Consider the following 25619-nt stretch of genomic DNA (forward strand, 5'->3'; position numbering starts at 1 on the left):
CGGGATCTGCGACGACTCAGCGGACACGGGACACCTCGCTCGTCTCGACCGGGACGCCGGCCCCTGGGACCTCGTCCGCGTCCCTCGCCGGCAGTGTGAGGACGACATCCGCCGCCTCCGCCACCGCGGGCCGGTGGCTGAGGACCAGGACGGCCGCCCCGTCGTCGGCCGCGTGCCGCACCGACCGCAGCACGCGCGCCTCCGTCTCGGCGTCGAGCGCCGAGGTCGGCTCGTCCAGGATCAGCACAGGGCAGCCGCGGGCGCGGAGGCGATAGAGCGCCCGCGCCACCGCGACCCGCTGCGCCTGCCCGCCGGAGAGACCGGAGCCGCCCGGGCCGAGCACGAACGACGGGTCCAGCTCGTCGGCGGCCGCATCCCGCAGCGCCTCCGCCACGCGCACGTCCTCGGCGGCTGCCTGTTCGGCGCGCGCGTCGCCCAGCGCGACGTTCGCCGCGATGCTCCCGGCCAGCAGACCGGGCCGCTGTCCGGCCCAGGCGATCGCTTCGCGCCGCCCGGCGGCATCGGTCCTTCCTCCCGCGAGGATGCGTCCTTCGGCGTCCGTGAACCCCAGCACCCCGGAGATCAGGCTCGACTTGCCCGCTCCGCTCGGCGCGCGCAGCACGGCGAAGGTGCCAGGGGGAACCTCGGCACCGAAGCCGTCGACGACCGTGCGTCCGTCGTAGGCGATCCGCACATCCTGGAGCACCAGACCGGTGCCGGCGGCCGGGTCCGCGCCCGGAGCGGCCTCGGGCACGGCCTCCGCCGCCTCGATGACGGCGAACGCGTTCGACGCCGCCTCGATCCCCTCCGCCGCCGCGTGGTAGCTCGCGCCCACGTTGCGCAGGGGCAGGAACGCCTCGGGAGCGAGCAGCAGCACGAACAACCCGACCGAGAGGTCCATCGAGCCGCCCAGCAGGCGCAGACCGATGGTGACGGCGATCACCGCGACGGACAGGCTGGCGGCCAGCTCCAGCACGAAGCCGGAGAGGAACGACATCCGCAGCACCCGCATGGTGTGCACGCGGTACTGCTCGCTCACCTGGCGGATGCGCGCCTCCTGGCGATGCTGGCGCCCGAACAGCTTCAGCGTGGAGAGGCCGGCGACGACATCGAGGAATCCGCTGGAAAGCGTCGACAGCGCACGCCACTGCCGCTTCTGCGCAGCCTGCGTCGCCCAGCCGACGAGCACCATGAACACGGGGATGAGCGGCAGGGTGATCACGAGGATGATCCCGCTGGTGAGATCCCGCCACCCGATGGTGAGCACGAGCAGCGGCGTCGCGATGGCGGTGCCGATGAGCTGCGGCAGGTACTTCGCGAAATACCCGTCGAGCGCATCCATGCCGTGGCCGGCGACGAGGGTGACCTCGGCCGTGCTGCGGCGTGCGACCCAGCCGGGGCCGAGCCGTCCGACGGCGGCGACCAGGCGCTCCCGCAGTTGACCCACCGCGCGGGCGCCCCCACGGGACGACACCGACTCGACCGCCCACAGCACGGCCGCGCGCACGACCACGACGAGGCCGAGCAGGCCGATCGTCGGGGCGAGCGCGGCCAGCGACTCGCCCGCGATCGACCGCACCACCAGCTGGGTCACCAGCCAGGCGAACGCGATGACGCACGCGGTCTGCACCACGGCGAGTCCGGCCCCCGCGACGAGCGTGCCGCGGGTCGCCTGCGCGTACCGCAGGAGGCGGGGGTCGAGCGGGCGCACGTCAGGCCGTCACGGTTCGCTGGTCGTCCGCGGCCTCCTGCGGGATGTGGTCGCGCGTCACGCGCTTGCGGAAGATCCAGTAGGTCCAGCCCTGATACACCAGGATCAGCGGGAGGAAGATCGCCGCGACCCAGGTCATGATCGTGAGCGTGGTCTGCGAGCTGGACGCGTTCGCGATCGTCAGGCTGTTCTCCGGGTTGGGCGACGAGGGCATCACGTCCGGGAACAGCGCGGCGAACAGCGAAACGACGGCCAGAGCGATGGTCGCGGCCATGAAGCCGAACGACCACCCCTCCGCCCCGCGCAGGTTGGCGATCCACGAGGCGACGAGCGCGACGGCCGCGAAGATCGCGAGCGCGAGGAACACCGGCGAGAAGTGCGAGACCGCCGTCCAGCCGAGGAAGACCGCTGCGACGACGATCGCGACGGCGCCCGAGCGTGTGGCGAGGCGGCGCGCCCTGGCCCGCAGGTCGCCGTCCGTCTTCAGCGAGATGAACACGACCCCGTGGGTGAAGAACAGCAGGAGGGTGGTCAGGCCGCCGACGATCGCGTAACCGTTCAGGAGGTCGAACAGCGTCCCGGTGTAGTCGTGGTTCGCGTTCAGCGCGACGCCCTGGACGATGTTGGCGAAGGCGACCCCCCAGAGGAACGCCGGGACGGCGGAGCCGACGATGATCATCCCGTCGAACCACTTCTTCCACCGCGCGCCCGCCCGCTGGTGCCGGTACTCGAACGACACACCGCGGACGATCAGCGCGAGCAGGATGAGGAGCAGCGCCAGGTAGAAGCCGCTGAACAGGGTGGCGTACCACTCGGGGAACGCGGCGAAGAGCGCGGCGCCGCCCACGATGACCCACGTCTCGTTGAGGTCCCAGACCGGACCGATCGTGTTGATCATCACGCGGCGGTCGACGTCGTCGCGGCCGAGGAACGGCAGCGCCATCCCCACCCCGAAGTCGAAGCCGTCGAGCACGAAGTAGCCGACGAAGAAGAAGGCGACGATGCCGAACCAGAGAACTGCGAGATCCATTGTCGTGCTCCTCCTAGTAGACCGTTGCGACGGGGATGGGCTCGCCGGCGTCGTCGAGATGCTTCTCGATCGGCTCAGGACCCTTCTGGGCGGCGCGCTTGATCAGCTTGAACTCGACCACCGCGAGGGTGCCGTAGATGGCCGTGAAGGCGACGAGCGAGATCAGCACCTCGAGTCCCGTCGTCCCGGGCGAGACGCCGTCGGCCGTCTTCATGAGGCTGAACACGATCCAGGGCTGGCGGCCCATCTCGGTGAAGATCCAGCCGACGATCATCGCCAGCAGCGACAACGGCATGGCCCAGATCGCGATCCGCCACTGCCAGGCGCGGGTCGGCATGCGTCCCTTGCGGGTGAGCCAGAGGCCGACGACCGCGATGGCGACGTGCAGCATCCCGAGGCCGATCATCCAGCGGAAGGCCCAGTAGGTGATCCAGATGGTGGGCGTGTAGTCGCCGAGGCCGTAGAGCTGCGTGTACTGCGCCTGCAGGTCGTTGATGCCCTCGACCGTGCCGTTCAGACTGTGGGTCGACAGGAACGACAGCAGGTAGGGCACACGGATGGAGAACAGCTCGTGCACGCCGTCCGGAGTGCCGAGGGTGAAGATCGAGAACGAGGCGTCGGCCCCTGTCGATGTCTTGTACAGCGCCTCCGCGGCCGCCATCTTCATCGGCTGCGTCTCGACCATCGCGAGGCCGAGCTGGTCGCCGCTGAGGACCGTCCCGATCCCGGCGCCGATCATCAGCCACAGGCCGAACTTCAGCGCCGGCCGCATCGTCTCCAGGTGGTTGTTCCGCGACAGGTGCCACGCAGCGACGGCGATGATGAGGCCGGCGGACACCATGAAGCAGCCGAAGATCGTGTGCGGGAAGGCGGCCAGGGCCACCTTGTTCGTCAGCACGGCCCACAGGTCGGTGAGCTCTGCCCGGCCCTTCGCCGCGTTGATGTGGTAGCCGACCGGGTTCTGCATGAACGCGTTCGCCGCGAGGATGAAGTACGCCGAGAGGATGCTGCCCACCGACACGATCCAGATCGTCGCCAGGTGCAGCCCCTTCGGGAGGCGGTCCCAGCCGAAGATCCACAGCCCGATGAACGTCGCCTCCAGGAAGAACGCGAGCAGGCCCTCCAGGGCGAGCGGAGCGCCGAAGATGTCGCCGACGAACCGGGAGTAGTCCGACCAGTTCATGCCGAACTGGAACTCCTGCACGATGCCGGTCACCACGCCCATCGCGAAGTTGATGAGGAAGATCTTGCCGAAGAAGTGGGTGAGCTGCAGGTAGTGCGGCTTGCCGGTGCGGTACCAGGCCGTCTGGAAGATCGCGGTGCAGGTGACCAGGCCGATCGTCAGCGGCACGAACAGGAAGTGGTAGATCGTGGTGAGCCCGAACTGCCAGCGTGCCAGTAGGAGCGGGTCCAGCAGTTCGTTCACGTGAGTTCCCTTCGCCTCTTCTACACAGTGTAGAACTGAACTTCTACGAAGTGTAGAACATTCTCAGCCTGTTCGCGCTACTCTGGATGCGTGGCCAATCTCGGAGAACTCGAACGGGCCGTCATGGACGCCCTGTGGGACGGCGACGCGCCCGTCACGGCGGGTGAGCTACGCGACAAGCTAGCGGCCACCCGCGACACGGGCAAGGCTCCGGCGCTCACGACGATCCTGACGGTGCTCTCCCGGCTCGAGGCCAAGGGCTTCGTCAGCCGCGACCGCGACGCGCGTCCGCACGTGTACCACGCTGCTCTGTCCCGCGCCGGTCACGTCGCCGATCTGATGCGCGAAGTGCTCGAGTCGTCCTCCGACCGCACCCAGGCGCTCGCCTACTTCGTCGGATCCGTCGACGAGTCGGAAGCCGAGGTGCTGCGCCGCCTGCTCGACGCCCGCAGCGTGTGAGCAGCGACCCCGCTGCCGGGCTCGCCGGCGCGATCTTCCTGGGCGCTCTGGCCATCGCGCTCGCGTGGCCGGTCCCGCTGCTGCTCGCGCGAGCCAAATGGCCGTCGGCCGCGCCCGTGCTCGCCGTCGCCCTCTGGCAGTCGATCGCGCTCGCGGGCGGCATCTCCATGATCGGCTCGCTGCTCCTCGCGGGCCTGCAGCCGTTCGGAGACGACCTCTGGTCGCGCATCCAGGGAGCCGCCGGGTCGCTCTTCCACGGGCCGCTTCCCGCCGATGCCAGTCTCCTGAACGCGTTCCTGCTGAGCGCGGCCGTCCTGCTGACGGCGCACCTCCTCCTGAACCTCGCGCTCACGTCCGTGCGCAGCCGCAATCAGCGGCACCGGCACATGGAGCTGCTGCGCCTGCTGTCCTCCCCGCTGCCCGACGCTCCGACGACGCGCGTGATCGACCACCCGGCCCCCGCCGCCTACTGCCTGCCGGGCGCGCGCAGCGTCACCGTGCTCTCCGAGGGCATGATCGCGCTGCTCTCCCCCGATCAGCTGGATGCGGTGGTCGCCCACGAGCGCGCCCACCTGCGCCAGAAGCACCACCTGCTGCTCGATGCGTTCCGCTCGTGGAAGCGCGCCCTCCCCTGGTTCCCGATCGCCACCCGGGCGCAGGACGCGGTTGCACTGCTCCTGGAGATGCTCGCCGACGACACCGCTCGCCACGAGGCGGGAGACCGTGTGCTCGCCGGGGCGATCCGCCTCGTCGACGAGACGGGACAGGCGGGCGCCGTTCTCGGCGCACCGAAGGATCGCCGCACGCCGGAGCAGCGACGGGCGGCTCTGGTCGCCCGCGAGAACCGCCTGACGGACGGCCGGCGGACCGTCGGCCCCGCGCTCCGCGCCGCCGTCATCCTCACCACCGTGCTCCTGGTGATCGTCCCCCCGGTCGTCATCCTCACCACCTGACCGCCCCGCCCCACCCGCCCGGCCCACCCTGGCCGAGATTTGCGCCAAATCTCGGTGCTCGTGCGGGGAGGGTGCAGCGACGATCCAGGGAGGAGCCAGGCCGCGCCGCTACGCTTCCGCTATGCCGCAGCCCGGAGGGACGACATGAACGACGCACTGACCTGGGTGCTCGACCTCGTGCAGAGCGTCGACCCGGTCCTCCGGACGCTGCTGGCCGGCCTCGGCATCCTGCTCGAGACCTCGATCCTCATCGGGCTCATCGTCCCGGGCGACACGATCGTGCTCGTCGCCAGCACGGGCGTCGCCAATCCGGTCGAGTACATCGCCCTGGTCGTCGTGGTGGTCGTCGGGGCGCTGTGCGGCGAATCCCTGGGCTTCGCGCTCGGGCGCTGGTTCGGCCCCCGCATCCGCAGCAGCGGCCTCGGCCGCCGCATCGGCACGCGCAACTTCGACCGGGCGGAGGCGTATCTGGCGCGTCGCGGCGGGATCGCCGTCTTCCTGTCGCGGTTCCTGCCAGTGCTGCACTCGCTCATCCCGCTCACGGTGGGTATGAGCCCGATGCGGTACCGCACCTTCATGGCCTGGACGGCCCCGGCGTGCGTGCTCTGGGCCTTCGCATACGTGAGCGTCGGATCGGCGGCGGCCGGCGGCTACCGCGAACTGTCGCGGGAGCTCCACTGGGCCGGATACGCGTTCGTCGCTGTCATCGCCCTCTTCGTCGTCGCGGTCTTCGTCGTCAAGAAAGTGCTCGGCAGGCGCGAGGGCCGGCACATGGAAGCGGCGGCCCGGGAACCCGAGCCGCCGCTTGATGGTGCTGACCGATCCGCTACTTGATCGGGTGGTCCTGCAGCCACTTCTTGGCGACCGCATCCGGCTGGGTCTTGCTCGACCCCTGGTTCTCGCCGTTCATGTCGATGAGGTCGGCGGTGGTGAGTTCCTTCGACACCTTGTTCAGGACCTCCTTCACCTTGTCCGACGCCTTGGAGCTGTTGATCAGCGGCACGATGTTCTGCGCGGCGATCAGGCTCTTCGGGTCCTTCAGGGTGACGAAGCCGTTGTCCTTGATGGCCGGGGTCGTCGTGTAGATGTCGGCCAGCTGGACATCGCCGTTCTTGAGGGCGGCGACGGTCAGCGGTCCGCCGGAGTCGCTGATCGGCTTGAGCGTCGCGGTGACGCCATACGCCGACTTCAGGCCGGGGATGCCGTACGGACGCGTCGCGAACTCCGGGTTCGCGCCGACGGTCAGCGGGTCGGTGACCTTCTTGAGGTCATCGAGGCTGGTGACGCCCCACTTCTCGGAGAACTCCTTGGTGACGTTGTACGAGTCGGCGTCCTGCGCCTCGGACTGGTCGAGCACCTCGAAGCCCTTCGGCAGGGCGTCGTTGAGCCCGGCGTAGACGTCGTCGCTCGAGGTCGCGGTGCTGTTCTTGTCGTAGAACTGGAGCAGGTTGCCGCTGTACTCGGGGATGAGGTCGATGGAGCCGTCCTGCAGCGCCTTCAGGTAGACGTCGCGCTGGCCGATGCTCGGCTTGTATGCGACCTTCACGCCGTTGGCCTCGAGCGCCTGGCCGTAGATCTGCATGAGGATCTCGGACTCGCCGAACGCGGCCGAACCGACCGTGACGGTGTCGCTGGAGGACGAGGCGGAGTCGCTGCTGAACGCGCCGCCACCGGACGAGCACGCGCTGAGCGCAAGGAGCGCCCCGGCGGCGAGCACGCCGGCTGCGAGGCGGCTCTTCTTCGATGCGAACATGATCTCTCTTCTCTCGGTGTGTTTCTCTTCGTGTGCGGGATGAAAAGTCTTGGTCAGGCGGCCGAGGCGCTCTCCGGAGCGACGCGGGCGGTGTGTCGCGTATCGCCCTCCGCCGAGTCGCGGACCCGGCCGGCCAGGACGCCGCGCGGCACGACGAGCCGCTGGGTGAGGGCGAACAGGCCGTCGGACACCAGGGCGAGCGCCACGACGATGATCGAGCCGCCGAGCATCTCGGGATAGTTCTGCACGGCGATGCCGTCGAACAGGAAACGGCCGAGACCGCCCACCGGCAGGATGGCCGCGACCGTCCACGTCGCTATCACCTGCAGCGCTCCGGATCGGATGCCGCCGATCACCAGGGGAAGCGCCAGCGGCAGCTCCACCTTGGTGAACACCTGCCAGCCGGTCATCCCGATGGCGCGGGCGGCGTCGATCGGCGCGCGGTCGACCGATTCGAGTCCGGAGTACGCCCCCGCCAGGATCGGCGGGATGGCGAGGATGGTCAACGCGATCAGCGGCGGAACGATCGTCAGGTTCGTGGTGATCAGCGCCAGGTAGATGACGAGTCCGAGCGTCGGGAGGGCGCGCAGTGCTCCCGAGACGCCGACCGCCAGGCCGCGGAATCGCCCGGTGTGCCCGATCGCGAAGCCGATGGGCAGGGCGATCGCCGCGGCGAGCAGCAGCGTCAGGAGGGAGTACAGGATGTGCTCGCCGAGGCGGGCGGGGATGCCGCTGGCACCGGCCCAGTTCGCCGGGTCGAAGATCCACCCGAAGGCGGCGACGATATCGGTCATGCGCCGGTCACCGCCTTCATCGCCGCGCGACGGCTGAGGCGGGCCGCGCGGCGGTCGGCGCGCGTCCAGGGCAGCAGCAGCCGGCCGAGACCGACCAGGATCAGGTCGAACACCAGCGCGAGGATCATGATCGCGACGATGCCGACGACCGCCTCCTCGGGGTAGTAGCGGTTGAGGCTGTCGGTGAACAGGAAGCCCAGGTTCGGCACGCCGAGCAGGGCGCCGACGCTCACCAGACTGACCGTGCTGACCGACACCACCCGGAGCCCGGCCAGGAGCACCGGGCCGGCGAGCGGGAGCTCCACCGACCAGAACCGGCGCCAGCCCGAGAATCCGACGGCGGTCGCGGACTGCAGGACGTCACCCGGGACGGACCCGAGCGCATCCGCCGTCGTCCGGACCATGAGCGCCAGGGCGTAGATGCTCAGCGCCACCACCACGTTGAGCGGCGACAGGATCTGCGTGCCGATCAGCGCGGGCATGGCGAAGAACAGCGGAAGCGACGGGATGGCGTAGAGGATGCCGCCGATCGTCAGCAGCACGCCACGGCTCAGCCGGTAGCGGTTGGCGACCCAGCCGATCGGCAGCGACACGACCAGACCGACGACGATCGGGATTGCGCTCAGCCACACGTGGGAGACCGTGAGATTCCAGACCTGGCCGAAGTTCGACCACAAGAAGCTCACGACGCGTCCTCACCCTGCGCCGGAGCACCCGCGACCGGAACGGTCGCGGCCTTTGCCTCGAAGGTACCGGCACCGCCACGCGGCGAACCGGAGAGGACGCCCGCTGCGCGGCCGTCGCTGTCGACGAGCACCGAACCGGTCGGCGTCTCCTCGACGTGCAGCGCCCGGCGACCGCGGTCGGCCCCGACGAACGACGCGACGAACTCGTCGGCCGGGTCGGCCAAGATCTCGGCCGGGGTGCCCTTCTGGGCGACGATGCCGCCCTTCCGGAAGATCACGACCTGGTCGCCGAGCTTGAACGCCTCGTCGATGTCGTGCGTCACGAACACCACGGTCTTGTCCAGGTCGCGCTGCAGGCGGAGCAGCTCGTTCTGCAGATCGTCGCGCACGATCGGGTCGACCGCGCCGAACGGCTCGTCCATCAGCAGGATGTTCGGGTCGACCGCGAGCCCGCGGGCGACGCCGACCCGCTGCTGCTGGCCGCCGGAGAGCTGGCTGGGATACCGGTCGGCGAGTGAGCGCTCGAGACCGACGGTGTCCATCAGCTCGAGGGCGCGCTCGCGCGCATCCTTCTTCTTCACGCCCTTGAGCAGCGGGACGGTGGCGATGTTGTCGACGACCTTGCGGTGCGGCAGGAGGCCGGAGTTCTGCATCACGTAGCCGATCGACCGGCGCAGGGCGACGGGCTTCAGGGACAGCACGTCCTCGCCGTCGATCTCGACCTGCCCGGAGGTCGGGTCGACCATCCGGTTGATCATCCGGAGGATCGTGGTCTTGCCGCTCCCGGAGGAGCCGACGAGCACGGTGATCTTGCGGGACGGGATGACCAGGGAGAAATGGTCGACGGCGAGCGTCCCGTCCGGGAAGCGCTTCGTCACGTCGCGGAACTCGATCACGAGCGCGCTCCCGTCGCCGGGGTCGCTGCGAAGTCGGAGTCGCGGGATGCGGGGGCTGATGCTGCCATCTCAACCAGCCAAACAGCGTCCGGCCGTTTGCGCAATGGAATGCGTCGAATTGTGGCATTCAGGGTCGGTCGCACTGCCGGCCCCCCTTCTGTCGGTGTCACGGCCGTTCGGCTCGCGCGCTCCTTGTTCGGAGCACTCGTCCGTGTGGATGGCAACCTGCCACCGACCACCGACATTCCCGCGGGAGCGGATCACCGGATCCGTGTCTGCGGGCGTTCCCCGCGTCAGGACTCGGGGCCGAACCGCCGCTCCAGGTACTCGCGGGCAACGGTCCTGGCCTCGGCGATGTACCGCTCGTCGCCGTTCGGGTCCTCTACGAAAGCCCGCGTGATCAGGGAGTCCATGATCTCGACGACGACCTGGAGCCGGAAGGACAGGTCGTCGCCGGCCGGCAAGCCGTACTCGTCGGCGAGGATCTGGGCGAACTGGTGGGCGAAGCCGGTGTCCTGCACGACGTCGTCGTCGCCGGCACCGGAACGCTCGGCGCCCGAGAAGCGGATGATGCGGAAGCCGCGCTCGGTGCGGAACATCTCGACGAACGCGTCGATGGCGCACTCGACGGCGTTCCACCAGTGTTCCGGCGACTGAGCGTCGATCGCCTCGACCACGGAGCGGCGGTAGCGGAGAAGAGCCCGGTCGCGCAGCGCCTGCAGCAGCACGATGCGGTCGGGGAAATAGCGGTAGACGGTCCCGATGGATGCGCCGGCCCGTTCGGCCACCATGGCGGTGGTGAGTCGATCGAAGCCGATCTCGTCGACCACTTCGGCGGCGGCGTCCAGGAGGGCGTCGATGCGTGCGGCGCTGCGCTCCTGGATCGGCTCCGTGCGCACGAGCGGCGCTCCGACGGTGTTCTGGCCGGCGACCAGATCGTTGATGGGCACGAGGGCGGCTCCTTCTTTCTCTCGAACAAGGTGGTGGTGCGGGTCCCCAGCCCGGCGACGCTATCACCGTCGCACTAACGGGATCATATTCGTGGAAACCTCACTTCCGCTGGGCATTACCCTTCGACGCGCCGCAGAAAAGTCCCCCAGATCTGGGGGATGCATTCGTGTGCACGTTCACTCCATGAGAAAATGACTCAGATGCCCTCCCCCGAATCGCGCCCCGAGCACGTCTCCGGCGACTCCGTCGTCCGTCGCGGCGCAGCGGTCGAGCCGATCATGCACCGCGCCGCCCGCATCGAGGACGCCTTCCACGAGTTCCGCGCCCGCCGGGCCCGCAAGCGCGGATTCCTGGCGACCGTCGTGCCGTACACCGGCTACGGCGCGCCGACCTGGGTGCGCATCCTCGGCCGGGTCGTGCTCGCGAAGGACCCGCGACCGGGGAGCCGTGCCGAACGCCTGCACCGCAAGCGCGAGGAGTCGGTCCGCGGCTGGCGCTCGTTCGTCAGCGTCCCGCTCGCACAGACGACGGTGACCGTCGAGGTCGAGGGCGACCGGCACGAGGTCGTCACCGACCGCGGCGGCGTCATCGACACGGTCATCCCCGTCCACCTCACTCCCGGCTGGCACACCGTCACGCTGTCGACCGCGGAGTCGGCCCGCGTCTTCGAGGCGCCGGTGTTCATCGTCGATCCGAAGGCGACCTTCGGCATCATCTCCGACGTCGACGACACGGTGATGGTCACCGCGCTCCCCCGCCCGCTGCTCGCCGCCTGGAACACCTTCGTGCTGGACGAGCACGCGCGCGTGCCGACGCCGGGCATGGCGGTCCTGCTGGAGCGGCTGGCGTCCTCCCACCCCGGTGCGCCCGTTATCTACCTCTCCACGGGGGCCTGGAACGTCGCGCCGACGCTCACGCGCTTCCTGAACCGCAACCTGTTCCCCGCCGGCCCGCTGCTTCTGACGGACTGGGGCCCCACCCACGACCGCTGGTTCCGCAGCGGGCGGGAGCACAAGCGCACCAGCCTCGCCCGCCTGGCCGAGGAGTTCCCCGGCCTCCGGTGGCTGCTCATCGGCGACGACGGTCAGCACGACGAAGATCTCTACGGCGAATTCACCACCGAGCACCCGGAGAACGTCGCCGCCGTTGCCATCCGCCAGCTGTCGAGCGGCGAGGCTGTGCTCGCCGGTGGCCGGTCCAAGGCGGACAAGCACGCGGAGCTGTCCGGCACGCCGTGGGTGTACTCGCCCGACGGCGCCGGTCTCAGCGAGCAGCTGACCGAGCTCGGCCTCCTGCGCTAGGCGCTCGCGCGCCTGCGGCCGTTCGCGCGCGTCGGCGGTCCCTGGCATGCTGGCTGCCATGCCCGCCCGCCGCTCCGACCTGCTCCGCCTCCGCCGGCTCGCCCAGGCGATCGACGGGCCGCGCGAACCCGACCCCGCTTCCGTGGCCCGGCGGCTGCTCGCGCTCCAGGGCCAGGACTTCGCCGCCGGCTGCTGGGCGCTCGCGCTGCGGACGACCGGCGCCACCCAGAGCGACGTCCTCGCCGCGCTCGACGCCGGACTCGTGATCCGCTCCTGGCCCATGCGCGGCACCCTGCACTTCGTCCCGCCGGAGGACCTGCGCTGGATGCTCTCGGTGACCACCGACCGCATCGTGGCCGGTCTCGCGCGGCGCCAGCAGCAACTCGAGCTCACCGCCGCGGACTTCGCCCGCGCCGCCGACGTCGTCACGGCAGCGCTCACCGGCGGAGGAAGCATCGGCCGCGCCGAGCTGATGCAATTGTGGGAGGGCGCAGGGCTGACGACGACAGGGCAGCGCGGCTACCACCTGATCTACTTCCTCGCCCAGACCGGCCTGCTCTGCTGGGGTCCCGTCGTCCGCTCCGCCAACGGCAATCCGACGCAGGCGCTGGTGCTGCTCGACGAGTGGGCTCCCCCGCCTCCCGCCCTCGAACCGGACGAGGCGGCTGCGCGCTTCCTCCTCCGGTACCTGGAGGGCCACGGTCCGGCCACCGTCAAGGACTTCGTGTGGTGGACGAAGGGGACGGTCGCGCTCGCGAAGACGGCGCGTTCCGTGCTCGGGGACGCGCTGACCACACTCGAGGTCGACGGTGTGGAGTACCTGCTGACGGCGGAGCTGGCCGACCGCGCCGCCTCCGCACCGCCGACACGCTCCGAGAAGGATGCCGTGCACCTCCTGCCCGCCTTCGACGAATACCTGCTCGGCTATCAGGACCGCACGCCCATCCTCGACGACGAGCACTGGGAGCTGATCGTCCCCGGTAACAACGGCATCTTCCAGCCGATCATCGTGGCCGCCGGCCGGGTCGTCGGAACCTGGCGACGCGAGGGCGGCCGGGTGACGCCCCAGCCGTTCTCGTCGCTGAGCGCCGCCCGCGAGACGCAGCTGCAGCGGTCCGCGCGGGCGTACGCGACGTACGCCGCCGGGTAGCGTTGAGGGGTGGCACGCACCAGATCGTCCGGACGCCGGCTCCCGGCGGGGATCGCCCTCCCCGCCACCATCCGCACCTCGACGCGCGCGCCCTTCCTGCAGGTGGTGAAGACGGCTGTCGCGATGATCCTGGCCTGGACGGTCGCGAGCATCTTCGTGCACGGCGAGCTGCCGGTCTTCGCGACCATCGCCGCGCTGCTCGTCGTCCAGCCGAGCGTCAACCAGTCCGTCGGGCGCGCGATCGAGCGCTCGATCGGTGTGATCGTCGGGGTCGTGATCGCCTACCTCATCGGTCTGGCGTTCGGGACGAACAGCTGGATCGTGCTGCTCGCGGTCGTCGTCTCCGTCCTCCTCGCCTGGGCGCTCCGCCTGACGCCCGGAACGGCCAACCAGGTGCCCATCACCGCGATGCTGGTGCTCGCGATCGGCGCTTCCGACCCGCAGTACGCGCTCGCCCGGATCGTGGAGACGGTGATCGGCGCGGTGATCGGCGTCGTCGTCAACGTCGCCGTCGTCCCGCCGGTGCTGACGGCGCCGGCACGCCAGGCGGTCATCGCGCTCGGTCGTGAGATCGCATCCACCCTGGACCGGCTCGCCACCGCGCTGACCATGGAGCAGACGCGCGCCGAGCTGGATGCGCTCCTCATCGAAGCGCGCCTGCTCCGCCCGATGGAGACCAAGGCGCAGGCGGCGCTGACCGCGGCCGACGAGAGCCTGTCGCTGAACCCGCGACAGCGCAAGCATCGGGTGTTCCTGCAGCACGACCAGGAGCTCTTCGATCGGCTGCGACCGCTGATCAACCGCACGCTCGGGATGACGCGCGCCTACCACGACCACTACGACGACAGCCTGGCGGGCGAGCCGACCATCCACGCGATCGCCGACGAGCTGCACAGGGCCGCCCACGACCTCCGGCTGCTGGCGCGCGACCCGGACGAGCCGATCGTCGAGCCGGGGACCGAGACGGCGGGCATCCCCGTGCTCACGGCGCCGCTGACGGTCGCGACGCCGGACCCCCGGCACTGGGTGCTGATCGGCTCGCTCGTGGAGGACCTCCGCCGCATCCACGTCGAGATCGCCGGCGACGACGCGTCGACCGGCTGACCCGATGCGACGCGGCGCGGTTCGGCGTCGGGAGCCGAGGGACCCGGCGTGAGCCGGGACGCAGCGTGCGCTACGCCGTGAGCTCGGCGACGGCCTCCGCGACGGGCAGCGTGCGGCGGTCGCCGGTGCGGCGGTTCCACAGCTCGACCTCCCCATCGGCTGCTCCGCGGCCGACGACCAGCACCCGCGGGACGCCGATCAGCTCGGCATCGCCGAACTTCACGCCCGGCGACACCTTCGGGCGGTCGTCGTAGAGCACGTCGAGACGGGCGTCCTCCAGCTGCGCGATGACCTCCTCCGCCAGGTCGTAGGCGACCTGGTCACGGCCGGTGGCGACCACGTGCACATCGAACGGCGAGACCGACTCCGGCCACACCAGGCCGCGCTCGTCGTTGTTCTCCTCCGCGATGATCGCGAGGATGCGCGTCACGCCGATGCCGTAGGAGCCCATGGTGACGGTGACGAGCTTGCCGTTCTCGTCGAGCACCTTGAGGCCGAGCGCCTCCGCGTACTTGCGGCCGAGCTGGAAGACATGGCCGATCTCCATGCCGCGGGCGAGCTCGACGGGGCCGGAGCCGTCCGGCGCGGGATCGCCCGCCTTGACCTCGGCGGCCTCGACGACGCCGTCCCAGCCGAAGTCGCGGCCCGCGACGAGCCCGAAGACGTGCTTTCCGTCGATGTTCGCACCGGTGATCCAACCGGAGCCGTCCACCACGCGCGGGTCGACGACGTAGCGGATGCCGGTCGCGGACTCCTCGCCCAGAACGGCGCCCTCGGGCGACCAGGGGCCGATGTAGCCCTTGACGAGGCCGGGGTGCCTGGCGAAGTCCTCGTCCGTCGCGGCCTCGACCTCGGCGGGCGCGAAGGCGACCTCCGCACGCTTCATGTCGACCTCGCGGTCGCCGGGCAGCCCGACGACCACCAGGTCGCGCGTTCCGTCGAGGTGCGTCAGGGCGAGCACGACGTTCTTGAGCGTGTCGGCGGCCGTCCACGAGCGGCCGTCCGGCCGGGGGTGCTTCTCGTTGGCCAGCTCGACGAGCGACTGGATGGTGGGCGTGCCCGGGGTGTCGAGCACCTCCTGGGGCGTCAGCTTCTCGTAGGAGCGGGTGGGAGGCGCCAGCGTGGTGAACGCCTCGACGTTGGCCGCGTAGCCGCCGGGCGAGCGCACGAACGTGTCTTCGCCGACCACCGTCGGGTGCAGGAACTCCTCCGACCGCGAGCCGCCCATGGCGCCGGCGTCGGCCTGGACGATCACATACGACAGCCCGAGCCGCGTGAAGATGCGCTCGTAGGCGTCGCGCTGCGCCATGTAGCTCGTGTCGAGGCCCGCGTCGGTGTAGTCGAACGAGTAGGCGTCCTTCATCGTGAACTCGCGCCCGCGCAGCAGGCCGGCCCGCGGACGTGCCTCGTCGCGGTACTTGTCCTGGATCTGGAAGATCGTCAGCGGGAGGTCTTTGTACGACGAGTACAGGTCTTTCACGAGCAGCGTGAAGACCTCTTCGTGCGTCGGAGCGAGCAGATAGTCGGCGTCCTTGCGGTCTTTGAGCCGGAAGATGCCGTCGCCGTACTCCTCCCACCGGCCCGTCGCCTCGTAGGGCTCGCGGGGCAGCAGCGCGGGGAAGTGCACCTCGTGCGCCCCGGCGGCCGCCATCTCCTCGCGGATGATGCGCTCGATCTTCTCCTTCACGCGCAGCCCCAGCGGCAGCCACGCGAAGATCCCCGGCGCCTGACGGCGGATGTATCCGGCGCGGACCAGCAGGCGGTGGCTGGTGACCTCGGCGTCGGAGGGGTCTTCACGGAGGGTGCGGAGGAAGTAGTTGCTCAAGCGTGTAGGCACCGTTCCATGTTAGAGGGCGGGCGACGGGGCGCACGCCGGTGGCCGGCGCCTGGGGAGAGTCCGCGCAGGTGTGCAGCTGTGGACGGATCCGTCCCGTCGGGCGCGGAGGCTAGGGTGGCGGCATGCCCGACCGCCGGACCCGCGTCGTCGATTCCGCTTCCGCCGCTCCCCTCGCCGCCTCGCTCGCGGCGTTCCGGCACGAGCTCGGCCTGCCGGACGCCTTCCCCGAGCCGGTCGAGGCCGAGGCGCGTTCCGCCGCCGCCGCGCATCCCCTGCCGGACGCGGATCTGACCGATGTGCCGTTCCTCACCATCGATCCCGCCGGGTCCACCGACCTCGACCAGGCCCTGCATCTCGCACGCACCCCCGGCGGCTTCCGGGTGCTCTACGCGATCGCCGACGTCCCCTCCCTCGTCCGTCCGGACGGCGCAGTGGACACGGAGGCGCGGCACCGCGGGCAGACCCTGTACGCGCCGGACGGCCGCGTCCCGCTGCACCCGGCGGCGATCGGCGAGGACGCGGGGTCGCTGCTCCCCGACGTCGTGCGCGGCGCGTTCGTCTGGGACATCGCGCTCGATGGAGGCGGACACGCGACCGCGGCGCAGGTGTCGCGCGCGCGCATCCGCTCGCGTCGTCAGTGGAGCTACGAGGAGGCGCAGGCCGCGATCGACGACGGTTCCGCGCCGCAGGAGCTCGCCCTGCTGAGCGAGCTCGGCCCCCTCCGGATCGCCTGCGAGAGGGAGCGCGGAGGCGCGAGCCTCAACACCCCGGACGAGGAGATCGTCTTCCGCGACGGGGCCTACACGCTGCAGCGCCGTGCCACGCTGCCGGTCGAGGAGTGGAACGCGCAGCTCTCGCTGCTCACCGGCATGGCGGCGGCCTCCCTGATGCTCGAGGCCGGGGTCGGCATCCTGCGCACGATGCCCGCGCCATCGCCGGACGCGTTCGCCGCGTTCCGGACGCAGACCGTCGCGCTCGGCCTGCCGTGGGCGGAGCGCGTGCCGTACGGCGAATACCTCCGTTCCCTCGATCGTGCCGAGCCGCGCGCGGCCGCCGTGCTGCAGGCCGCGACCACGCTGTTCCGCGGGGCGGGCTACGTCGTCCTGGACGGCGAGCCGCCCGCCGACCCGCAGCAGTCCGCCATCGCCGCCCCGTACGCCCACGTCACGGCTCCCCTCCGCCGGCTCGTCGACCGCTGGGGGCTCGTCATCTGCGATGCGCTGTGCGCCGGGCTGCCGGTGCCGGAGTGGGCGCGGTCGTCACTCGGCGAGCTGCCGTCGATCATGGGGGCGTCGAACCGGCTCGCCGCACAGCTGGACTCCGGGGCCGTCGACCGCGTCGAGGCGGCGCTCCTCAGCTCGCGCATCGGCGCCGTCCTCGACGCGACGGTGCTCGCCGTGCGCAACGGAACCGTCCTCGTTCAGCTCGACGACCCGGCCGTCACCGCTTCCGTCCCCCGCTGGGACGGCGTGACGCCGGGCGACCGTGTGCGGCTGCGCGTCACGGCCGCCGACATCCCCACCGGGAAGGTCGGCTTCGAGCCGGCGGACGCGACGCCGTCCGCCGCGGCTCCGCCGCTCAGTGCGCGCCGACGCTGACCGTCGGCTCGCCCGAGGGGCGGTCCTCCATCTCCTCGGCGAGGCGGTTCGCCTCCTCGATGAGCGTCGCGACGATCTCCGACTCGGGGACGGTCTTGATGACCTCGCCCTTGACGAAGATCTGGCCCTTGCCGTTGCCGCTGGCGACGCCGAGGTCGGCCTCGCGGGCCTCGCCCGGGCCGTTCACGACGCAGCCCATGACGGCAACGCGGAGCGGAACGCTCATGCCCTGCAGACCCTCGGTGACGCTGTCCGCGAGCGAGTAGACGTCGACCTGGGCGCGGCCGCAGCTCGGGCAGGAGACGATCTCGAGCTTGCGCTCGCGCAGGTTCAGCGACTGCAGGATCTGCAGGCCCACCTTGACCTCTTCGGCCGGAGGAGCGGACAGCGAGACACGGATCGTGTCGCCGATGCCCTCGCCGAGCAGGATGCCGAACGCGGTCGCCGACTTGATGGTGCCCTGGAACGCCGGGCCGGCCTCGGTCACGCCGAGGTGGAGCGGCCAGTCACCGCGCTCGGCGAGCATCCGGTACGCCTTCACCATCACGATGGGGTCGTTGTGCTTGACCGAGATCTTGAAGTCGTGGAAGTCGTGCTCCTCGAAGAGGCTCGCCTCCCAGACGGCCGACTCGACGAGAGCCTCCGGGGTCGCCTTCCCGTACTTCTCGAGCAGGCGGCGGTCGAGCGAGCCGGCGTTGACGCCGATGCGCAACGAGACGCCCGCGGCCTTCGCGCGGCGGGCGATCTCGCCCACCTGGTCGTCGAACTTGCGGATGTTGCCGGGGTTCACGCGGACGGCCGCGCACCCGGCGTCGATGGCCGCATAGACGTAGTTCGGCTGGAAGTGGATGTCGGCGATGACCGGGATCTGGCTCTTCTTGGCGATGATCGGCAGCGCCTCGGCGTCGTCGCGGCTCGGGACGGCGACACGGACGATGTCGCAGCCGGACGCCGTGAGCTCGGCGATCTGCTGCAGGGTGGCGTTGATGTTGGTCGTCGGCGTCGTCGTCATCGACTGGACGCTGATCGGGGCGTCGCCGCCGACCAGCACTTTGCCGACACGGATCTGACGGGACTTGCGACGGGGTGCGAGGGTTTCGGGGACCTTGGGCATCCCCAGATTGATTGCTGCCACGCGCTCAATCCTACGCGGCAGGGTGAGAGCCGGCTGGACGTCAGCCGAAGAGGTTGACGGGCTTGACGATGTCCGCGTACATCAGCAGCACACTCATCCCGCCGAGCACGATGACGACCGCGAAGGTGAGCGGCATGAGCTTGGCCATGTCGACCGGACCGGGGTCGCGGCGACGGAACACCTTCGCGACGGTGCGCCGCAGACCCTCCCAGAGGGCTCCGGCGATGTGACCGCCGTCGAGCGGAAGCAGCGGAACGAGGTTGAAGACGAACAGGGCGATGTTGAGGGACGCGAGTATCGAGATCATCGCGTAAACCTTGTCCGTGACTGGTACACCGTCCAGCGCGGTGATCTCACCCGCGGCGCGGCCGATGCCCACCACGCTGATGGGACCGTTCGGATCGCGCTCGCCGGAGCCGAAGGCGGCGTTCCAGACGTCGACCATGCGCTGCGGGAGGTGGAGGAAGACGTTGAACACGGCGCCGGTCTGGGCTCCGACCGCCGGGAGCACGGCCGTGATCGGCTGCGGCACGAGCTTCGCCACGGGTCCGATGCCGACGAACCCGACCTTCAGCGTCTCGATGCCGCCCGCTGCATCCTTCACGACGGCGCCGTTCGCATCCGTCTTGGCCACCGTGTTCACGACCGGTGTGATCTGCACCGTGCGCTCCTCGCCGTCGCGGCTGAGCACGACGGTGAGGGTGCGGCCGGCGGACGTGCGGATGATCGCCGTGGACTGGTCCCAACTGCTGATCTTCTGACCGTCGATGCTGACGATCGTGTCGCCGGGCTTCAGACCCGCAGCCGCCGCCGGACCCTGCGGCGCGCCGTCCGGGCAAGTCTTGGCGGTGCTCGACGCCGGCAGCACGCACTGGCTCACCGTCGCGACCGTCGTCGAGCTCTGCGGCGCGCCGAAGCCCATCAGGAGCACACCGAACAAGACCACGCCGATGAGGAGGTTCATGAACGGGCCGCCGAACATGATGACGATGCGCTTCCACACCGGCAGCCGGTAGAAGGTGCGCTCCTCCTCGCCCACGGCGACCGTCTCGGAGCTGGCGACACGGGCGTCCTGAACCATCTGCTGCATGAATCCGGTGGTGGCATTGCGCCCGCGGCCGCCCTCCTTCCCCGGAGGGAACATCCCGATCATCGAGATGTAGCCGCCGAGCGGGATGGCCTTCACGCCGTACTCCGTCTCGCCGCGGCGGAACGAGAAGAGCGTCTTGCCGAATCCGATCATGTACTGCGTCACCTTGACGCCGAAGAGCTTGGCCGGAACCAGGTGCCCGATCTCGTGCAGCGCGATCGACAGAGCGACGCCGATCAGAATGATGACGACGCCCAGGACGAAGAGGAGCACGGAATCCACGACCTCAGGCTAACGGCGGCCGCCTTGGAACAGGCCGCGAGCCGCCTCGGTGACGGCTATGACCGCGCGGCGATCAGCGCGTCGGCCTTGGTCCGCGCCCAGCGCTCCGTCTCGACCAGCGACTCGCGGGTGAGCTCCCCTGACGGCACGTGCGCATCGACGACGCGCTCCACGGTGCCCACGATGTCGAGATAGCCGATCGCGCCGGCGTGGAACGCGGCGACCGCCTGCTCGTTGGCGGCGTTGAAGACGGCGGGATAGGTCCCGCCCTGCAGCCCGACCCGCTTCGCCAGCGACACGGCGGGGAACGCCTCGTCGTCGAGCGGCTCGAACGACCAGGTGTGCGCCGAGGTCCAGTCGAGCGGGGTTCCAACGTCCGGAACACGGTCGGGCCAGCCGAGACCGAGCGAGATCGGAAGCCGCATGTCGGGCGGCGACGCCTGCGCGATCGTCGACCCGTCGACGAACTCGACCATCGAGTGGATGACGGATTGCGGGTGCACCGTCACGTCGATCCGGTCGTAGGGCACGTCGAACAGCAGGTGCGCCTCGATGACCTCCAGGCCCTTGTTGACGAGGGTGGATGAGTTGGTCGTCACGACGAGCCCCATGTCCCAGGTGGGATGCGCGAGCGCCTGCTGCGGGGTCACATCGCGCAAGGACTCCCGCGAGCGACCGCGGAACGGGCCGCCGGACGCCGTGAGCACGAGCCGCCGGACCTCCTCGCGGGTGCCGGAGCGGAGCGCCTGCGCGATCGCGGAGTGCTCGGAGTCGACCGGGACGATCTGGCCGGGCGCGGCCGCGCGCTTGACCAGTCCCCCGCCGACGATCAGCGACTCCTTGTTCGCCAGGGCCAGCATCGCGCCCGCCTCGAGCGCCGCCAGGGTGGGTCCCAGTCCGACGGAGCCGGTGATGCCGTTCAGGACGACATCCGCCTCCACCGAGCGCACCAGCAGCTCGGAGTCGTCGGCGCCCAGCGCGGTGTCGACCACGCCGAAGCGCTCCGCCTGCGCGGCCAGCTCGTCCGCATTGCGCCCGGCGCTCAGCCCGACGACGCGGAACCGGTCCGGGTTCGCCGCGACGACGTCGAGCGCCTGCGTTCCGATGGAGCCGGTGGACCCGAGGATGATGACTCTGCGCACGAGGGACATCGTACGCACGGTGCGGCCGGCGGGCTGCGCGCGTCCCGGTCAGCCGCCTCCGTGCGAAAACGGAGGACGCACGCCACGGGCACGGCCCGAGGCTCCTCCATTCACCGCCCGCGACCGGCGTGTCGGCTCGATCCGCCTCCCTTTCCAGCCTCGGGGAGAACGGGTACGCCTCCCCCCGTTCCGCAGCGTCCGGCGGACGCCGCGGGACTCAGCCGAGCCGGCCGAGCGCCTCCTCGAGCACCGTCGCGGCGTCGTCGATGAGCTCCTCGCTGATGACGACCGACGGGAGCAGTCGGAGCACGCTGTCCCAGCTGCCCGCGTCGAGCGGGATGACGCCGTTGCGGGTCGCGTGGCCGAGCACCGCGGCGAGGGCTTCGGGGTTGGGCTTCTTCGTCCCCGGCACCACCAGCTCGATGCCGAACATGGCGCCCTTGCCGCGCACCTCGCCGACGACCGGGAAGCGGTCGGCCCAGTCGCCGATCCGCGACCACAGGGCCTTCTCGACACGCCGGGCCTCAGCGAGGAGGTCCTCGTCCTCGAACGCCTGGAACACCGCGAGGGCGGCAGCGGTCGACACCGGGTTGCCGCCGAAGGTGCCGCCGATCCCGCCGGGCTGGACGGCATCCATGATCTCGGCACGGCCGGTCACCGCTGCCAGCGGGAAACCGCCGGCGATGCCCTTCGCGCTGGTCACGAGGTCCGGCACGACGCCGTGGTGCTCGATCGAGTACCACGTGCCGGTGCGGCCGATCCCTGCCTGGATCTCGTCGGCGACGAACACGATGCCGTTCTCGGCGCAGAACTCTGCCAGGCGCGCGAAGTAGCCGGGCGCCGGGATGATGATGCCGCCGTCGCCCTGGATGGGCTCGACGAACAGGGCGGCCAGCTCCGTCGCACCGATGTGGGTGCGGATGTAGTCGATCGTGCGCTCCGCGGCCTCCTCGCCCGTGATCCCCTCGGGGTCGCGGAACGGGTAGCTGATCGGGAGGCTGTAGATCTCGCCGGGGAACGGCCCCATGCCCGCGCGCTCCGGCCAGGGGCGGTACGTCATCGCCATGGTCAGGTTGGTGCGGCCGTGGAAGGCGTGGTCGAGCGTCGCGATCGCGCGACGGCCCGTGTACTTGCGCGCGATCTTGACGGCGTTCTCGACCGCCTCCGCACCCGAGTTGACGAGGATGCTGTGCTTCTCGAAGTCGCCCGGCGTGATCTCGGCCAGCTTCTCGGCGACGGCGACGTAGTTCTCGTAGGGCGTGACCGTGAAGAGCGTGTGGGTCAGCTTGGCGGCCTGCTCTGCGGCGGCCGCGGCGACGGCGGGATGCGCGTGGCCGATCGTGGTCACGCCGATCCCGCACCCGAGGTCGATGAGCCGGTTGCCGTCGACGTCCACCAGGATCGCGCCGGACCCGGACTCCATGTAGATGTTGGCCAGCGTTCCGGCGCCACGGCTGACCGCGGCGACCCGGCGCTGCTGCAGTTCGACCGAGCGCGGGCCGGGCAGCTCGGTGACGAGATGACGGGACTGGGGCACGGAGAATTCGCGGGTCATGTCGTCCATCGTAGGTGGCGCATCCAGCACTCCCATGACCGGCTGTCAGCTTCGGCGGAGGCGGATAGGGCAGGATGGACGACCGTGCGTACCTCTCTCAAGGCCCTGACCGCCACCGCGACGGCGGCCCTGCTCGTCTCCGGGCTCGCCGCGTGCAGCTCCGGTTCACCGGCGCCGACATCGACGCCCGCCGCAAACGCCTGCCAGAACCTGAAGTCCGGCGACGCGTCGAAGTCGGTGAAGGTGACGGGCGACTTCCGCGCGACGCCGAAGGTGACCATCCCCTCGCCGCTCAAGGCGACCGACATGGAACGCACCGTCGTGATCACCGGCAAGGGCGCCGAGGCGAAGGGAGGGTCGAGCGTCGACATCGCGCTCGCCGCCTACAACGGCACCACCGGCAAGGAGCTCACGGCCGCGCAGGGCTTCGACGGGACCGCCCCCGCGACGATCCAGGTCGACGACAAGGCATACGTCCCCGGCCTCGTTCGCGCGGTCGAGTGCCTCCATGTCGGATCGCGAGTCGTCCTGACCTCCCCGGCGAAGGCCGCCTTCGGCAACACCGACCTCTCCAAGCTCAGCCTCACCGACAAGGACAGCGTCGTGTTCGTGGCGGACGTCGTCGACCTGCCGCCGACGCGCGCGAACGGCAAAGCCGTCGCACCGACCGAGGGCTTCCCGACCGTCAAGCTGAACGCCAAGACCGGCGAGCCGGACATCACCATCCCGAAGGCGGACCCGCCGACGGAGACCAAGGTCGCAGTGCTCAAGCAGGGCGACGGCGAGACGGTGCAGCCGGGCGACACGGTCACCGTGCAGTATAAGGGCGTGCTGTGGAAGAACGGCAAGATGTTCGACTCCAGCTGGAGCCGCGGCGCACCCGCTACCTTCCAGACGACCGGCGTCGTCGCGGGCTTCAAGAAGGCGCTCGAAGGCCAGAAGGTCGGCTCGCAGGTCATCGCGATCGTCCCGCCGGCCGACGGGTACGGCGCGCAGGGATCCGGCGAGATCACCGCGACCGACACCATGGTGTTCGTCGTCGACATCCTGAAGACCACCCGCTAGGACGACCATGCGGCTCCCCCGCCTGCGTGTGATCGCCGCGGCCTCCGCCGCCGCGGTGGCGCTCGCGCTGGTGCCCGCTGCCGCGGTCGCCGAGCCGCCGACGCCGTTCTATCCGGGCTACATCATCAGCGACGACAGCTTCTACAACCCGGATGCGATGACGGCCGGGCAGATCCAGACGTTCCTCGAAGACCGCACCTGCCGCCCGAAGGACGACTCGCCCTGCCTGTCGGACTTCCGGATGGACGCGCCCGCGCAGAAGGCCTCGGAGGACCGGTGCACGGCCATGCCGGCGCGCGCGAACGAACGGGCGAGCAGCATCATCGCGCGGGTGGCGAAAGCGTGCACGATCAGCCCGCGGGTGCTGCTCGTGCTGCTGCAGAAGGAGCAGTCCCTGCTCACCGCGCCCAGCGCGTCCGGCTACCAGAAGGCCACCGGGTACGGCTGCCCCGACACCGCCGACTGCGACGCGCGCTACTTCGGATTCTTCAACCAGGTCTACCGGGCCGCCTGGCAGTTCCGCGAGTACACCGTGCATCCGGGCGACTGGCGCTACAAGGTGGGCGGAAACCGCATCCAGTACCACCCGGACGCGACGTGCGGCGCCGGCAGCGTCAGCATCCTCAACCAGGCCACGGCCAACCTGTACAACTACACGCCGTACCAGCCGAACGCGCAGACGCTGAAGACCTCGTTCGGCGGCGACGGCGGAACGTGCGCGGCCTATGGCAACCTCAACTTCTCGCGCATCTACACCTCGTGGTTCGGCACCCCACTGGCCGTGCGGTACACGGGGTTCGTCGAGGGCTGCCTGATCTACACCGCGGGTTTCGGCTGCCCCGAGAAGAACCCGATCATGCCGTGACCGGGACGCCGTCGGCGAGGACGGCCGATACATGCCTGCGTCGGCATACAGCCGCACTTAACCTCGAGAGGTGAGCATCGACGATCCGGACGACGGTGCCGCCGAGGTGAAGAGGCCCGGCGCACTGTACTTCCTCGGCCGCGTCCTGATGGCACCCCTCCTGAAGCTGGTGTACCGGCCGCGGGTGATCGGCAAGCGCAACGTGCCCAAGCACGGAGCGGTGATCCTCGCCAGCAACCATCTGTCGTTCATCGACTCGGTCGTGATCCCGATGACGGCGCCTCGGCGGGTGCAGTTCCTCGCGAAGTCCAGCTACTTCGAGGGCACCGGTCTGAAGGGACGGGTCTCCCGCGCCTTCTTCACCGCGATCGGCGCCGTCGGTGTGAAGCGCGGTGCCGGCGCCGCCGCCCAGGAGGCCCTGGACCAGTCCCGCAAGATCATCGAGACAGGTGCCGCGTTCGCGCTGTACCCGGAGGGCACCCGGTCGCTCGACGGCCGGCTCTATCGCGGCCGCACCGGGATCGGCTGGCTGGCGCTGACCACCGGCGCCGTCGTCGTCCCGGTCGGGCTGATCGGCACCAATCAGATGCAGCCGGTCGGGGCGCGCTTCCCGAAGCCGCACCGCATCACGGTCACATTCGGTACGCCCATCGACCTGTCGCACTTCGGTCCGGCCGACTCGGGGCGCGCCCGGCGCCAGGCGACGGATGCGATCATGGCGGCCATCCACGAGCTCACCGGGCAAGAGCTCGCCAACGCGTACAACGAGGCGCCTCCCGCGAACACCGTCGAGCGGGTCAAGCGCGCGCTGCGGCCCGAGCGCCTCTAGCGTCGGG

Annotated in this window: 23 protein-coding genes; 10 read left to right on the top strand and 13 right to left on the bottom strand. The window is 70.3% G+C overall.

The genetic code is table 11. The features are described from left to right. Positions 1–16 precede the first annotated feature (16 nt). The 3 genes from cydD to BLW09_RS08735 are packed head-to-tail and all read right to left on the bottom strand — an operon-like array spanning position 17 to position 4167. The gene (gene cydD / locus BLW09_RS08725; protein WP_089911185.1) at positions 17–1711 is read right to left on the bottom strand and encodes a thiol reductant ABC exporter subunit CydD; all 1695 of its coding nucleotides are present in this window, start codon (positions 1709–1711) and stop codon (positions 17–19) included. 1 nt (position 1712) lies between these two features. Further along, the gene (cydB, locus tag BLW09_RS08730) at positions 1713–2741 is read right to left on the bottom strand and encodes a cytochrome d ubiquinol oxidase subunit II (RefSeq protein ID WP_089911188.1); all 1029 of its coding nucleotides are present in this window, start codon (positions 2739–2741) and stop codon (positions 1713–1715) included. Between the two features lie 13 nt (positions 2742–2754). Next, entirely contained in the window at positions 2755–4167 is a 1413-nt protein-coding gene (locus BLW09_RS08735; RefSeq protein ID WP_089911191.1) for a cytochrome ubiquinol oxidase subunit I, read from the bottom strand. A 90-nt stretch (positions 4168–4257) separates the two neighbouring features. Between BLW09_RS08735 and BLW09_RS08740 the strand changes: the two genes are divergently transcribed. From BLW09_RS08740 to BLW09_RS08750, 3 genes are all read left to right on the top strand, one after another. Next, positions 4258–4626, top strand: coding sequence for a BlaI/MecI/CopY family transcriptional regulator (locus BLW09_RS08740; RefSeq protein WP_089911193.1), 369 nt, complete (start codon positions 4258–4260; stop codon positions 4624–4626). Continuing rightward, positions 4623–5579 (top strand): M56 family metallopeptidase, encoded by a 957-nt coding sequence (locus BLW09_RS08745; protein WP_089911195.1) that lies wholly within the window; start codon positions 4623–4625, stop codon positions 5577–5579. Before BLW09_RS08740 ends, BLW09_RS08745 begins: the two co-directional genes overlap by 4 nt. Before the next feature lie 144 nt (positions 5580–5723). Next, entirely contained in the window at positions 5724–6413 is a 690-nt protein-coding gene (locus BLW09_RS08750; protein ID WP_089911197.1) for a DedA family protein, read from the top strand. Here the strand turns inward: BLW09_RS08750 and BLW09_RS08755 are convergent. The 5 genes from BLW09_RS08755 to BLW09_RS08775 form a co-directional block, all read right to left on the bottom strand. Beyond that, entirely contained in the window at positions 6406–7332 is a 927-nt protein-coding gene (locus BLW09_RS08755) for an ABC transporter substrate-binding protein (RefSeq protein ID WP_089911200.1), read from the bottom strand. The genes BLW09_RS08750 and BLW09_RS08755 overlap by 8 nt on opposite strands. A 53-nt stretch (positions 7333–7385) precedes the next feature. Next, entirely contained in the window at positions 7386–8126 is a 741-nt protein-coding gene (locus BLW09_RS08760; RefSeq protein WP_089911203.1) for an ABC transporter permease, read from the bottom strand. Beyond that, positions 8123–8812, bottom strand: a complete 690-nt coding sequence (locus BLW09_RS08765) for an ABC transporter permease (RefSeq protein ID WP_089911206.1) — start codon at positions 8810–8812, stop codon at positions 8123–8125. Before BLW09_RS08765 ends, BLW09_RS08760 begins: the two co-directional genes overlap by 4 nt. Next, complete coding sequence (locus tag BLW09_RS08770; protein WP_089911209.1) at positions 8809–9708, bottom strand: ABC transporter ATP-binding protein; 900 nt, start codon at positions 9706–9708, stop codon at positions 8809–8811. The genes BLW09_RS08765 and BLW09_RS08770 overlap by 4 nt, the downstream gene beginning before the upstream one ends. Before the next feature lie 293 nt (positions 9709–10001). After that, positions 10002–10658, bottom strand: a complete 657-nt coding sequence (locus tag BLW09_RS08775) for a TetR/AcrR family transcriptional regulator (protein ID WP_089911212.1) — start codon at positions 10656–10658, stop codon at positions 10002–10004. Positions 10659–10859: 201 nt separating this feature from the next. Here BLW09_RS08775 and BLW09_RS08780 point away from each other — a divergent pair, with 201 nt between their 5' ends. Genes BLW09_RS08780 through BLW09_RS08790 form a run of 3 tightly spaced genes read left to right on the top strand, consistent with a single transcriptional unit; the run spans position 10860 to position 14214 of the window. After that, positions 10860–11960: an App1 family protein gene (locus BLW09_RS08780; protein ID WP_089911216.1), complete on the top strand. Its 1101-nt coding sequence runs from the start codon at positions 10860–10862 to the stop codon at positions 11958–11960. 58 nt (positions 11961–12018) lie between these two features. Continuing rightward, entirely contained in the window at positions 12019–13110 is a 1092-nt protein-coding gene (locus BLW09_RS08785) for a winged helix DNA-binding domain-containing protein (RefSeq protein ID WP_089911219.1), read from the top strand. 9 nt (positions 13111–13119) lie between these two features. Beyond that, a complete protein-coding gene (locus BLW09_RS08790; RefSeq protein ID WP_089911222.1) occupies positions 13120–14214 on the top strand; it encodes an FUSC family protein in 1095 nt (364 codons plus the stop codon). Between the two features lie 70 nt (positions 14215–14284). Here BLW09_RS08790 and BLW09_RS08795 read toward each other — a convergent pair whose 3' ends face one another. Beyond that, positions 14285–16051, bottom strand: coding sequence for a proline--tRNA ligase (locus tag BLW09_RS08795; RefSeq protein ID WP_172824189.1), 1767 nt, complete (start codon positions 16049–16051; stop codon positions 14285–14287). Between the two features lie 122 nt (positions 16052–16173). Between BLW09_RS08795 and BLW09_RS08800 the strand changes: the two genes are divergently transcribed. Then, positions 16174–17649 (top strand): RNB domain-containing ribonuclease, encoded by a 1476-nt coding sequence (locus BLW09_RS08800; protein ID WP_089911228.1) that lies wholly within the window; start codon positions 16174–16176, stop codon positions 17647–17649. Here the strand turns inward: BLW09_RS08800 and ispG are convergent. The 4 genes from ispG to BLW09_RS08820 all read right to left on the bottom strand — a co-directional run bounded on the left by ispG (position 17630) and on the right by BLW09_RS08820 (position 22862). Further along, positions 17630–18763, bottom strand: coding sequence for a flavodoxin-dependent (E)-4-hydroxy-3-methylbut-2-enyl-diphosphate synthase (ispG, locus tag BLW09_RS08805; protein WP_089911230.1), 1134 nt, complete (start codon positions 18761–18763; stop codon positions 17630–17632). The genes BLW09_RS08800 and ispG overlap by 20 nt on opposite strands. Before the next feature lie 61 nt (positions 18764–18824). After that, positions 18825–20147, bottom strand: coding sequence for a M50 family metallopeptidase (locus tag BLW09_RS08810; protein ID WP_089911233.1), 1323 nt, complete (start codon positions 20145–20147; stop codon positions 18825–18827). 65 nt (positions 20148–20212) lie between these two features. Continuing rightward, positions 20213–21307, bottom strand: a complete 1095-nt coding sequence (locus BLW09_RS08815) for a 1-deoxy-D-xylulose-5-phosphate reductoisomerase (protein ID WP_089911237.1) — start codon at positions 21305–21307, stop codon at positions 20213–20215. A gap of 208 nt (positions 21308–21515) precedes the next feature. Further along, positions 21516–22862 carry an aminotransferase class III-fold pyridoxal phosphate-dependent enzyme gene (locus BLW09_RS08820; RefSeq protein ID WP_089911240.1) on the bottom strand — a complete coding sequence of 449 codons (1347 nt, stop codon included), beginning with the start codon at positions 22860–22862 and terminating at the stop codon, positions 21516–21518. Between the two features lie 75 nt (positions 22863–22937). Here BLW09_RS08820 and BLW09_RS08825 point away from each other — a divergent pair, with 75 nt between their 5' ends. The 3 genes from BLW09_RS08825 to BLW09_RS08835 all read left to right on the top strand — a co-directional run bounded on the left by BLW09_RS08825 (position 22938) and on the right by BLW09_RS08835 (position 25612). Continuing rightward, entirely contained in the window at positions 22938–23918 is a 981-nt protein-coding gene (locus BLW09_RS08825) for an FKBP-type peptidyl-prolyl cis-trans isomerase (protein WP_089911243.1), read from the top strand. Positions 23919–23925: 7 nt separating this feature from the next. Further along, positions 23926–24783, top strand: a complete 858-nt coding sequence (locus tag BLW09_RS08830) for a hypothetical protein (RefSeq protein WP_089911245.1) — start codon at positions 23926–23928, stop codon at positions 24781–24783. A 70-nt stretch (positions 24784–24853) separates the two neighbouring features. Continuing rightward, positions 24854–25612 carry a lysophospholipid acyltransferase family protein gene (locus BLW09_RS08835; RefSeq protein ID WP_089911247.1) on the top strand — a complete coding sequence of 253 codons (759 nt, stop codon included), beginning with the start codon at positions 24854–24856 and terminating at the stop codon, positions 25610–25612. Positions 25613–25619 lie beyond the last annotated feature (7 nt).

The organism is Leifsonia sp. 21MFCrub1.1 (genome assembly GCF_900107895.1).
In the GTDB taxonomy this organism is placed as follows: Bacteria; Actinomycetota; Actinomycetes; order Actinomycetales; family Microbacteriaceae; genus Leifsonia; species Leifsonia soli.